Raw genomic sequence first — 12,343 nt, forward strand, 5'->3', positions numbered from 1 at the left:
AAAATAATTAGACGATTGGTATTTCAATAAAAACTTTTGTACCGCGATCTGCAGCGCTGTCAATTCGCATTTTTCCTTTCAGCATTTCAATCCTCGCTTTCATATTTTGCAGGCCTATTCCATCTTTATTTTCCGTAATTTTTAAAGGATTGAAACCTTTGCCATTGTCTTTAATCTCTGTGGTAATTTTTTTATCAGACTGTATCACGGAAATATCGATTTTATCGGCTCCCGAATGTTTAACCGTATTGTTGATGCATTCCTGAATAATCCTGTAGAGCGTCACCTGAATATTTTGATCGACTTCGGTTTCAAGGCCTTCAATTTGCAGATTAACAGCGAGTTTCGGCGTTGATGTCTTCTCGATGAGGTCTCTCAAGGCATTGGTCAAAGAATTTTTAATCAACATATTCGGCATCATCTGATGCGAAAGCGTACGAACATCCGCAATGGCATCCGAAAGAATATTCGATATTTTCTGAGTGATGTTTTTAAAATTTTCCGGATTGTCTTTGTATTCATTCAACACACTCACATTCATATTGGCCGCCATTAAAAGCTGTCCCACTCCGTCGTGCAGGTGGGTTGCCATCCTTTTCCGCTCGTTGTCCTCGGCTGTAATTACCGCTTTGGTAGCCAAATCTTGCTGATGGAGAATGGCTTTTTGATGTTCCACTTTTTGGCGATGTTGACGGTTTCTGTAAAAAACAAAACCGAAAAGAAGTAAAGCGGCCAACGAAGAAATCGCAACATTTCTTTTAAATATTTTAGATTTCTGCTGAAGAATTTCGGAATCTTTCTTCAATGTTTGGTACTTTTTTTCGAGTTCTGCTGTACTGGAAATCACGTTGGTATTCACCAATTCATTATCTAATGCGATGTATTTTTCAAAATAAAATTCTGCACTGTCCGGCTGCGCGGTGTTATGATAAACATTGGTAAGGAGTTTGTAAGTAGAAAGCTGATTTTCTTTAGATTTTTCTTTTTCAAAAGTCGGCAAAATTTTCAAAAGCATTCGTTTAGCATCTTGGTATTTGCCTTTTACAATTAAGCTTTGCGCCACATCGATGCTGTTGCTTTCCTGATCAATTTTAGAATTAAATTCTTCCCGAACTTCTTGTGAAACCTGAAGATTTACTTGCGCCAAAGAATCTTTTCGTTGCATTGTGTACAGGTTTCCCAAATTTCTGTTGGCAAATGAAATTCCCTGTTTATTCCCGATTTTATTACAAATTGCTGCACTCTTTTGATACTGTTTTTCCGCTTCGGAATAATTCTTCTGCATCTGAAATGCCTTTCCCAAGTTGAGGTAATTTTCGCAGAGTTTATTCTCTATTTCCACGCTTCTTTCCTGCGATTCAAAATAGTTGATCGCTTCTGTGATGTATTTGATTGCATTGCGATTGTCTTTTAAATCCACAAACAACAGTCCGATATTCGCCTTTGTGATGTTGGAATTTCTTACATCTCCTTTTGCATCAAAATATTTCAGAGCTTCCAGGTACATTTTCATCGCTTTGTGGTACTGAAAACTGCTTTGATATACCGAAGCCAAATTATTATTGAGTTTTGCAATTCCTGCGGCGTTCTTTTGTCTTTTGCGGATTTGATAAGATTTCAGATAATTTTTTTCTGAATTTTTGAAATCATTATTTCGAAAATGAACCGCTCCCAAATCACTGTAAACCTGCGCCAACAAAACAGAATCTTGAAGTTTTTCCGTTGCCGAAATGGCCTTTTTCCCGTAACTAAGCGCAGAATCTACCGAAACACTGGCGTAATACCAAGTAAGATCCGAGTAAATGGACGCCCGTTTTTTATCGTCCGGATTTTTACTGAGTTCGGATTTTAAATTGCTGATGACTTCAGATAAGTTTTGCGCCTTCAAACCTGAAGCAAAACCAAAAGTCAAACAAAAGAACATCAAACATCTACAAATCATCGCAAACTGATTTTTCAACAAAGTAGAAGATGATTCTGGTGTAGAAAAATTAGAAGAAAGAGTAGAATTTATTTTCATATAGGTTTTATTAGTTTCTATCCTCCGAAGTTTTATGAGCGCGACTGCATCAGGCAAAAATCGAAGAGTCTTTAATTGTATTTTTTAATTTTCTGGTAAAATGGTTATGCTCTAAAATTTAAAAATAAATTGATGACAGTTGAATAACCACTTTGAACAGAATCAAATATACATAAAATCCGAATTGAAAATACGCATTGTTTTTAAAAAATATTTTGAAATTTTGAGATTGTTTTTTACAGAATTGTTCAAATTGTCGATCCGCTTACTATTTTTACTGTCAACTTTATTTAATAAACGGAACAGAATAATGATTTTTCACACATTTAGTTTATTGACAAAGAATTAACTGATAAAATCATCTATTTGTGTAACAAAATAATTGACCTGAAATATTTTTAGAAAGCTACTCTTAGAAATCAAAAACAGAAGCATTAGTTAATTTTTATTTAAAAAATGTAAAATTAGAAAATACTTGTTAAGTTCGTAACGCAAAACAGAAAAAATGTACAATTCTATTATTATTTCTTGTATTATTACTGGGGTGATTTCGCATTCCTGGCAGGAGTAATTTTTATGTAATCGAAAAATATATGTGAAAGCCTCCCGAGCAATCTGTGGGAGAATAATGGGTGTGATTAGACAAGTATTTGGGACGGATGAGATTGCCGTTTTCGTCGGTTTGATTGCTGTTACTATTCCCTGGTATTCCTTTATACGCTTCTACCTTCCAATCATGGTGGCGTTCAACGAGTTTCTTGCGGGTGGAAGTTACTTTGTATTCGCTGTTTTCTTCTATTTCGTTTACAAAAGCACTGGCGTCTTCTAAAACTTCTAGTTCGACATCGCTCACTACAAGTTTCTCTACCAAGCTATCCATACTCGCATTGGCTTTGATAAAAACGCTGTCCACCGCTTGTCGTTTTCCCCGAACCATGCCTTTAGAAACGCACATTCTCAAGACTTCTTTAAACAAGTTTAAAAAGACTTCTTCGCCATATAAACCGCGAGTTCGGCTAATGGTACTGTGCCAAGGAAGTTGCTCATGTACATCATAACCCAAAAATAATCGTATCGACAAGCTATCACTACAAAAAGCAATTAATTGTCGGTCAGAGTTAATGTTATTCAAATAGCCTACCAACAAAATCTTAAAAACAAACGAGAAGAAAGCATAGCTTTCTACGAAGATTGCGAACGAAGTTCACTGGATCAATACTCTCCTGTCCTTCTTTGCCATAATACTTTTGGGTAGCTTTATAAATGAAATGTAAATTGAGTTCGGTTTGCAATTTTCTGTAAAAATTATCCTCTGGAACCATGTCCAACAAATTGACCGAAACAAATATTTGGGGCGTAAAATTCTTCTTTCCTTGCATACATCAATTTACGAAATATCCCGTTTTTATACAATTTTTTTTATATTTGAGTTGTGCAACAAGCACAATGTATTTGCGAAAAGCGGGGTTGAATTCATAATTTGAGAATTTAGACCATTTTTTGTCACAAAAATCTTTTTCGTTTTCCTAAAATTAACTAAGTTTGAAAAACGAAAAAGTTTTTGCTTTTTGCGGTAATTGTTGAAAATTTAGGAGATTTTTGCCCGCTCTTCGCAAATACTCACTCGTTAGCAGAAATTTCAAACAAACATTACGTAAAAAAATATGACCAAGAACAAAAAACTATCAGAACTAACATTAAACGAGCTTTACGCTGAAAAAAAGAAAATTAAAGGAATTCTAATGGGATTTGGAATTGTGATGATTATTGCTTGTATAATACTAATTGCTGTTGCGGTTAAAAGTAAAAATTATGCTCTGATTGCAGTAGCGAGTGGTAGTTTTATAACTTTACTTCCAATTACGACTCGTCTAGGACAAATTGACAAGGAAATAAAAACCCGTGAACAGAAATAGTTAAAAAAAACAAATGGAAAATATTTGTAAAAACTGCAACCAACTTATTACAGCGAATTTCTGTGCGAACTGTGGACAGAAAAAATTTAAACGAATTGACAAAAAATATATTTGGGAAGAATTACAATATACTGTTTTTCACACCAATAAAGGACTGCTCTATTCGCTAAAAAACATTCTAAAAAACCCTGGAAAAACAGCAAAGGAATTTATCGAAGGAAACCGAGTAAATCATTATAAACCCATTTTGTTAGTTTTTGTATTGAGTGGAATAGCTACGTTTATTTCTTTTAAGGTTTTAAACCTAAAAGAAATTATGAATGCTTACTTTTCGCAACAGCACATTAACTCAAATTTTATGGGAGACATAATGTCATTTATGTCTAGTTATAGTTCGATATTAATGTTACTTTATGTTCCATTATTTGCAATAACAACGAAAATAGCCTTTAGAAAATGGGGTCATAATTACTATGAACACATAGTAATGAATGCTTACATTCTATCATTTTATACTTTAATAAGCATCCTCTTTGTATATCCAATTATGTTCTTTTTTAGGCATTCACCAGGTGCATTTTACAATTTAACTCAATTTTCAATTCTGCTTGTTCCATTAATATTAGTTTGGTTTTTTAAGGAATTTTATAAAGAAAAATCTTTGAAAAATATTATTTTAAAAGTTCTCGCCGTTTTAGGCTTGACAATCCTAGGTTATTTGATTTTTATTATTTTGGCAGGATTTGTTGGTTTTGGAATAGCAATGATAAAAGGTCCAGAAGCAATGGAATATTTAAAACTGAAATAAAGAAACTACTGCTAAGACAGGTAGCTGTTGCACAACTCCTTTTTTTTAGAAAATAGTTTTCCAAAACATAAAATTTCAACCTCGTTTATTCTTCGATTAATTCAGAAACCAGATTTAAAGAAAGTTTTTAGTTAAGATTAAAATCTTGAAATTTTAATTGGTCTATAAAGTTTATTTTTAAACTTTGCTTTTTGCGATTTTATTGGCGAGAGCACTTACATAGAACAGTTGGAAACTGTGGTAAATCATAATCGGCAATAGGAAAAGAACTTTTTGTTCTTCGGGAATCCCTAGAATCATCACAAATAAACTGCCATGAACCAAAGATTTTTTGGAGCCACAAAAAGCAGTGGTAATCACATCTTCCCTGCTGAAACCCAATCGAAGTGAAATGCGTTTTAAAATCTCATAAACGATAAAAAACAACGCTATTGCAGCAAGTGTAATCACCACAAAGACCAATAAAGGAACGGTAGAAAAAATATTCTCGATAAATGCTTTAGAAAAGCTTTCGTAAACGATGAGTAAAATAATGAGACGGTCAAATTCTGCAATGATTTTACTGTATTTCGTTACCCAATTTTTAAAAATCGGATTGAGCAGAATTCCCAAGATAATCGGCAAAAGAACTTTGAGTAATAATTGTTGGATAATTTCAGACTGATGACTTTCGGCAGCTTGAGCATTTAAGAAAAACCCCATCAATAAAGGCGTCATTACAATGCCAATAAGTCCAGAAATAGAGGCATTAAAAATAGCTGAAGTCACATTTCCTTTGGCTATAGAAACCATCACTACCGATGAAGAAACCGTAGAAGGCAAACACGCTAAAAAATATACGGAAAGCCAACTTTGGAAGTACGGCGAATCTTTAAAAATTGGATAAAAAACCAATACCAATGCAGGAAAAAGAATGAAAGTTCCCGCTTGAACCAATAGGTGCAACTTCCAATTGGAGACATCTTTCAGCACTTCTTTCAAGTTGAGTTTTAGCCCGTACAAAAGGAAAATCCCCGCAATTCCCCAATCGATGAATTGTTCTAAGTTAAATATTTGATTGTAAGATTCTTGGTAAGGAATGAGTTTTCCCGCCAAAACCATCACCAGCAACAGCAACAAGAAAACATTCTGTTTATCGGCTAATTTTCTAAGATTCAATTTCTAGTATTTTCTACAAAGATACAGCAGATCAGGTTGGTGGGGAAATTATTTAGAAAATTGTGGCTTCTATAGGCTTTGTTAATGATTTCTGGGGAAAATCCGAAGTGCCAAAATCACCTCAGCCAGTACAATTAGAACTATTTTAGAGAAAAAAATTATCTTTTAACTTTTGGCTAAAGCCATTAGATCTTTTAATTTTCAAAACGGGCTAAAGCCCGTTCCTATTGATTATTAAAAACTAAAAATTCAACACATAGAAAACAAAAAATGCTTCAATCTTGCTGTATCAAGGCAAAAAAGAAGCATTTTTATGTACGATATTTCATCATTAACCTATTGATTATTAGAAGGTAGAGAGCCAACTAATATCGTTAATTGACTTCGTCGAACCTCGTTCCTCGGTTTCTAATCTTTAATCAAACCACAACGGTTAGTCCGATTCTTTTGACTAGCACAAAAATATCGTTAATTCTAATCTTTAATCAAACCACAACCGTTGATGTAGAAAATTCCGCCAATATTTTAATATCGTTAATTGACTTCGTCGAACCTCGTTCCTCGGTTTCTAATCTTTAATCAAACCACAACATAAGCCAAATATTTGTTCTTCTCTAATTGAATATCGTTTTTACTAATCTTTAATCAAACCACAACTACTCCTGCGCTTTCGGTTCCATCGAATCCAATATCGTTTTTTCTAATCTTTAATCAAACCACAACATTGTATTAAGGTTTAAGTGTTAGTTATAAAATATCGTTTTTTCTAATCTTTAATCAAACCACAACATAATGGTCCTTAACCCAAGTTTGAAGTTTAATATCGTTTTTTCTAATCTTTAATCAAACCACAACTAAATAGATGGTTTTTGTTTCTAATTCTTGAATATCGTTTTTTCTAATCTTTAATCAAACCACAACACCACGATTGCATTCATAGATTTTATTATTAATATCGTTTTTTCTAATCTTTAATCAAACCACAACACTTGTACGTTACCTTGGTTATGATAATTGAATATCGTTTTTTCTAATCTTTAATCAAACCACAACGAAAACTCCAATTGACATGAAATTGGTAGGAATATCGTTTTTTCTAATCTTTAATCAAACCACAACTAAGTATCTCAATAAGCATTTACAGAGAATAATATCGTTTTTTCTAATCTTTAATCAAACCACAACTGATTTCAAAAGCAAATAACAATGCGTTCTAATATCGTTTTTTCTAATCTTTAATCAAACCACAACTTTGTGGTATAATTCGTTTTCGCTTGGGTAATATCGTTTTTTCTAATCTTTAATCAAACCACAACGAAGTGAGCTATCGCCGAAACTCCGTTGTGGTTTGGTTGCTTATGATTATCCGTTAATGTCAAAGAACTTTATACGAAATTAGTTAAAATGGAATAATTTTTCCTGAAACTGAAATTTTTACTTTTATTGGATTATGTGTTGACCAACCATTTTTACCAAAACCAAAACTATTTATTTGTTGTTTTTCTTCAAGATTTTGTATTGATGATGTTAGTGCTTTTCTAAAATAATAATCACCCGATGTAAATTTCTGCACTCTATACAAATGCTCTTTTAAAACTTTATAATCTGGGTTTTCCCAATTGATTTCATCTTCGCTTAAACCTAATAAAAACATATCATTGATATGCAAAGTAGTGACTATTTCTTTTCCATCAAGAGGTAGTTGATACACTGACTGTCCTGTTCTTTTGCGTTCTACAACCGTCCAAAATGTTACCACTTCTTCTTTTAGATTTCCTTTTTCATCTTTATAAATTAATACATGATGGTTATTTCTAGGATTTACCCACTGACTTACATTAGTTTTCAATTTTTCGGCTCCACCGATATTCTCTTTCACTCTTACTTTTAATATAGGAACAGGTGCGCCATTCTGATTAGGTAAAAAGATTTGAGGTTGTTTTACTCCGTTTTCATCTACAATAAAAAAAGTATTTGCAGGCACTTTATCTTTTACAAAACCTCCTAATTCATTTACTCTTTTTAAAATTAAAAGTCTTATGGATTCATCTACTACTTTAGCAATTTGTTTGGCTGTTTCTAAACTTTCGATAGGCTTTCTTACATGAAATGCTTCTTCTCCGTTAAATGTTCTCTTTCCATAAACGGTTTCTTTATGCAATTGTCCTCTAGCTGCAATTCCTAAATTTTTATATTTCTTACCATTTTTCTCAGTGGTGTGAGTTCTAACGGTAATATCATTAGAAACTTTTTTGTGAGAAACTAAAATTTGATTTACCGCTTTTTCTGCATCTTTCCAGAAGCTAAGCCAAGGCATAGGAAAATCTTTTACATCATATCCTCTATTATAGCGGTTCCATTTTGATAATTCCTGAACATAAGAAACTTTAGTACAAGCCATTACTAATGCATCAATAGCATGATGACGGTGGTCTTCTCTCGTCTTCTCATTGTCATCATTTAAAATCTGATTTAATCCCCATTTATGTCTCAAGTTAGAAGTAGCTTGTCCCGGTGAAACGGTTACTTTATTACAAATTTTAGAGAGATAGTTTTTAGCTTCCTTACTGATATATCTTGTATCATTGAGTTGTCTTGTTGAAAAATCATCATCAAATTTTTGCTGAACAAATCTTTTAAATTTTTGATACGCATTAGGATATTCTTTAGTATCAGAAAATAATTTTAAGGCTCTTTCTTTTATTGCAGACCAATTCGCCTCATCACTACCATAAAATTCAAAAGGTGTTTTGTTCCCTTTTTTACGGTTTTCATCTGCATAGCACAATGTTTTATTAGAAAAACTATCATTCAAAGAACGGCTCCAAGGATGAATATGTTCAATTTGAACTTCGCCAGAAAATAATTGAGTTACAGAAATAGGTTTCCCTGTATAGGGACAAGTATGTTTACATTCTTCCCAGAGTTTATAAAGTAAAATATTGTCATGAGTAATCCTTTGTCTTTCTTCTAACAATCTTGCTTTTACTCTATCATTTTCTCTTTCTAATCGTTTTTGTTCTTTACGAATTTTGTTACGTTGTGATTTTGATATTTTTAAATCACGAGCCATTTCTACTTTGATTTCATCAATCTTACCATGTTCGTCTATCAATTCATTCACTAACTTTCGCAATTCAAACAATGCCGTAATAACTATTGGATTTCTTATTGCTTGAATGTCTTTATCTGCATCTTTACCTACTGGTAACTTTTCTAATAATTCTGTGGCATCAATTGTGGCAGAATGATGATATAATTTTCTTAGTTGATTATCTGAAATATTGTAATCATTTCTTAGAATATCTTTGATGATTTCAATAAATCCACCTTTATTTTTAGAACGAACGATTTCATAAACATTATCATAAAAGAAGTTTCTTTTCTCATCAGATAGCTTTTCCCAATCTGAACCGAAAACGTTTTTAATTCCGCCCAAGACAACAGCTACATCATAGGTGAAACCTAGTTTTAAAAATGGCAGAATATTAGAAATAGCTTTTCTACTCAGACTTGCATAACCATCTTTCACATTAAATTTTGAAATAGATTCAGCCTGTTCTTCTGTAAAATTCCAATTCTTAATAGCGTATTCTTTAAGATTAGATTTACTATCGAAAAAATATAATACATGCCAAATATCTTCTTGTTCTTTTTCTGTAAACTCCAACCATTTTGCACCAAAATACTTTTTATTTGATAGATTAGAAATGGTATGAGTTCCTACAATTTTATCATCATCTTTATAATTAAATTTAAATTCTGAACTTTCTTTACCAATAACTTTTCTAATTTTCTTGAATTCAGGTTTTTCATTGGCAAATAGAAACTCTATAATTTTTTCTTTTTCTTCTTGAGAAATTTTCTTCCCGTTGTACTCCACTGTATTCACCCATTGCCAAACTCTAAATTGCTCAAATGGAATGGCGCTTATTGGACATTTTGTTTTATTAGGTTCAAAAGAACAATTTCCTACCAAATGTTTTTGAGAACGTAAAGGTCTCTGATGAAATAAAATTCCATCTTCTTTGTAACCATCTAATTTTCTTCCACCAAATAAGGTTTTTAATTCATTCGTAAGTTCAGCATGAAATTGGGCTTGTTTGTTCCATATCAATTCAAACTCATCTACATACATTTTACGGGTGGTGTATCGATTTCGAATTCGTTCCAAACCATCCTGAAAAGGTTGATTTTCTTTCGGATAAATTTCAAATAAATAAGCGCCTAATGTTTTATCTTCAATATTTTTTTGCGTTTCAGTAATTCCAATTTTTCCTTCTTTTGGATTCCCTTTAAAAATAGTACCATCATCACTTCCGCCTTTTCTACTGTTACTTAAAAATCCTCTTCTCTGAATTAAATGATAAAAAATTCTTCCTATTTCTTCTAAAGACAACTTTTCAATTAATGCTTTCTGACGTAGTTCATAAGGATTTAAGGCAAACCATGTTGTTAATTTTTCAATAGGAAACCTCTTATTTCTCTTCCATTCCTGAAAATCAGAAGCTTCTAGCGGACACATTTTATTTTCTGAAAGTGATTTTAAAAGAATTTGTTTTCTTAATCTTCTTCTGAAAAACTGTCTTCTTACTCCCCTTGCTCCAGTTCTACTAGCGTTTTTAGAAATTTCACCTTCACCATCTCCTAAATTCTCTACTCCCATAGGAAATATTCTAGTTCCTAATCCTAAAATTTTGTTTTGATTGTCTTCAATTAAAGCCCACCCAATAGAGTTCGTTCCCAAGTCTAATCCTAGAATTTTTGCCATAAGTATTAGTTTTATTTTATGAACTTATAAAATTAGCAAAAAGAAAATTTTGCACAATACGAAAAACCATAATCTTTTACAATAAATTTTTATTTATATTTGTAGTATGATTAAAATTTCTAATCTTTAATCTTATCACAATAAGGCTATATGCCGTAGATGTAAAATCTATAGTCCTGCTTCGGTGGGACTTTTTTATTTGTCCACATACTTACTAGAAACCTCCTAGATAATTGTAGGATAAAGGCAAGATAATTGCACCTCAGTTGCTGTTCATTTAGACATCACCCTCTCTTATTATCTCCAAAAAAAACACTCATTTACTCTCCTTTTCTCCACTTTCCTTCGAGTCTTGTTCGAATCAAGTTCGAATCAGCTTCGGAAAAACGGTACTTTTTCCGAACAAAACTGCACTTTGACTGCCACTTGATTCAACCCAAACCCTAATCACGGTGAAATCCTCCACCAAAAACTCATCATTAGGTCACGTCATTTATTTAGTGTACCTTTGTAGAATAATTTATAAAATAGGTTACTGCCTTTGCTATCTGTTACAGTTTAGAATATTTTTTTATTTCTTTTTCAGTTTTTGCTTTTTCAGCGTCCCTTTTTAGAATAACACCTCACAGATGCACATAACCCTGAAAGCAAAACAAGGCAAAATAACCTGGACGAAGTTCCCTGATCCTTATGATATAAGCGCTCTGTTCATAAAAACAGTAGATTTCTTATAGCACGCAATACACCAATATTCATTGGTTTCATCATTCATTAAAAAACAAACAGAACATTATTTATGGCAGATTCTTTCTCAAAAAAAGAAAACTTTAAGAAAAAAATTCAAAAACAAAAAGAAAAAGCACAGCGCCGTGAAGAGCGTAAAGCGAATAACAACAAAGGAAAAGAACTAGAAGATATGTTTTCCTATGTAGATGAGTTCGGAAGAATTACAACTACTCCGCCAGAAAAAAGACAAGAGGTTTCTCTAGACGATATTCAATTAGGAGCTGCTCCTATTCCTGAAGAAGAAACTAGAAAGTCTGGAATCATCACTTTCTTAAGCGAAAAAGGTTACGGTTTCATCACCGAAGACCGCTCAAAAGAAAATGTATTTTTCCACCAAAATAATGCTAGGGAAATCCTGAAAAAAGGGCACAAAGTATCTTTCGAAAAAGAAAGATCTGCTAAAGGATTTTCGGCAATCAACATTGAATTGGTAAAATAACGAGAAATCATCTTTTGAATACTATTTCAAAACTATTTCTCTTTACTCCATACATTGCGCAAAAGCGCTATTACCCGTTAAGAAATAAGAAACTTAGGTTTACTGCTTCTTAATCCATTAACCAAGACATTGTAAAAAATGTCTATTTAAAACCCATTACTATGCAAGAAGGCACCGTAAAATTTTACAACGAAACAAAAGGTTTCGGATTTATTACTCCCAACAACGGAGGAGATGACATTTTTGTACATTCTTCTGGTTTAAGCACTAGAACAATTAAAGAAAATGACAAAGTTGTGTACCAAGTAACACAAGGACAAAAAGGATTAAACGCTATTCAAGTAAAATTAGCATAATCTCTTTTTGGTATTCTATATAGACGAAAGCGACTTCTAAGGAAGTCGCTTTTTTTTTGTTTTTCTTTTAAAAAACGTATTTCTCTTGA

The 12,343-nt window shown here is 32.5% G+C and carries 7 protein-coding genes, 1 pseudogene and 1 CRISPR repeat array; of the genes and pseudogenes, 4 read left to right on the top strand and 4 right to left on the bottom strand.

Annotated features, from left to right (window positions below):
- Positions 1-7: 7 nt before the first annotated feature.
- Both KKQ76_RS06235 and KKQ76_RS06240 read right to left on the bottom strand, forming a co-directional pair.
- Positions 8-2,020: a tetratricopeptide repeat-containing sensor histidine kinase gene (locus KKQ76_RS06235; protein ID WP_213196294.1), complete on the bottom strand. Its 2,013-nt coding sequence runs from the start codon at positions 2,018-2,020 to the stop codon at positions 8-10.
- A gap of 613 nt (positions 2,021-2,633) precedes the next feature.
- Positions 2,634-3,399 (bottom strand): annotated as a pseudogene (locus KKQ76_RS06240) (transposase); the annotation flags it as partial.
- Positions 3,400-3,684: 285 nt separating this feature from the next.
- Between KKQ76_RS06240 and KKQ76_RS06245 the strand changes: the two are divergent.
- Complete coding sequence (locus KKQ76_RS06245; protein WP_213196295.1) at positions 3,685-3,936, top strand: hypothetical protein; 252 nt, start codon at positions 3,685-3,687, stop codon at positions 3,934-3,936.
- Positions 3,937-3,949: 13 nt separating this feature from the next.
- Positions 3,950-4,744 carry a DUF3667 domain-containing protein gene (locus tag KKQ76_RS06250; RefSeq protein WP_213196296.1) on the top strand — a complete coding sequence of 265 codons (795 nt, stop codon included), beginning with the start codon at positions 3,950-3,952 and terminating at the stop codon, positions 4,742-4,744.
- 177 nt (positions 4,745-4,921) lie between these two features.
- On the opposite strand, the gene KKQ76_RS06255 is transcribed toward KKQ76_RS06250, so the two are convergent.
- Both KKQ76_RS06255 and cas9 read right to left on the bottom strand, forming a co-directional pair.
- Positions 4,922-5,902, bottom strand: a complete 981-nt coding sequence (locus tag KKQ76_RS06255; RefSeq protein ID WP_262897643.1) for a bile acid:sodium symporter family protein — start codon at positions 5,900-5,902, stop codon at positions 4,922-4,924.
- 621 nt (positions 5,903-6,523) lie between these two features.
- Positions 6,524-7,218: a CRISPR direct-repeat array (repeat unit 36 nt; unit sequence AATATCGTTTTTTCTAATCTTTAATCAAACCACAAC).
- A gap of 83 nt (positions 7,219-7,301) precedes the next feature.
- The gene (gene cas9 / locus KKQ76_RS06260) at positions 7,302-10,673 is read right to left on the bottom strand and encodes a type II CRISPR RNA-guided endonuclease Cas9 (RefSeq protein WP_213196297.1); all 3,372 of its coding nucleotides are present in this window, start codon (positions 10,671-10,673) and stop codon (positions 7,302-7,304) included.
- Positions 10,674-11,469: 796 nt separating this feature from the next.
- On the opposite strand from cas9, the gene KKQ76_RS06265 reads away from it, so the two are divergent.
- Complete coding sequence (locus tag KKQ76_RS06265; RefSeq protein WP_069797279.1) at positions 11,470-11,898, top strand: cold-shock protein; 429 nt, start codon at positions 11,470-11,472, stop codon at positions 11,896-11,898.
- A 161-nt stretch (positions 11,899-12,059) separates the two neighbouring features.
- Positions 12,060-12,254: a cold-shock protein gene (locus KKQ76_RS06270; RefSeq protein ID WP_069797280.1), complete on the top strand. Its 195-nt coding sequence runs from the start codon at positions 12,060-12,062 to the stop codon at positions 12,252-12,254.
- Positions 12,255-12,343: the final 89 nt, after the last annotated feature.

It is taken from the genome of Cloacibacterium caeni (assembly GCF_907163105.1).
Classification (GTDB): Bacteria; Bacteroidota; Bacteroidia; order Flavobacteriales; family Weeksellaceae; genus Cloacibacterium; species Cloacibacterium caeni_A.

What these genes read in the sequence shown, in the direction of transcription:
- cas9 (WP_213196297.1), bottom strand. Translation starts at nt 10,673, where the DNA reads ATGGCAAAAATTCTAGGATTAGACTTGGGAACGAACTCTATTGGGTGG.
- KKQ76_RS06245 (WP_213196295.1), top strand. Translation starts at nt 3,685, where the DNA reads ATGACCAAGAACAAAAAACTATCAGAACTAACATTAAACGAGCTTTAC.
- KKQ76_RS06270 (WP_069797280.1), top strand. Translation starts at nt 12,060, where the DNA reads ATGCAAGAAGGCACCGTAAAATTTTACAACGAAACAAAAGGTTTCGGA.
- KKQ76_RS06250 (WP_213196296.1), top strand. Translation starts at nt 3,950, where the DNA reads ATGGAAAATATTTGTAAAAACTGCAACCAACTTATTACAGCGAATTTC.
- KKQ76_RS06235 (WP_213196294.1), bottom strand. Translation starts at nt 2,020, where the DNA reads ATGAAAATAAATTCTACTCTTTCTTCTAATTTTTCTACACCAGAATCA.
- KKQ76_RS06265 (WP_069797279.1), top strand. Translation starts at nt 11,470, where the DNA reads ATGGCAGATTCTTTCTCAAAAAAAGAAAACTTTAAGAAAAAAATTCAA.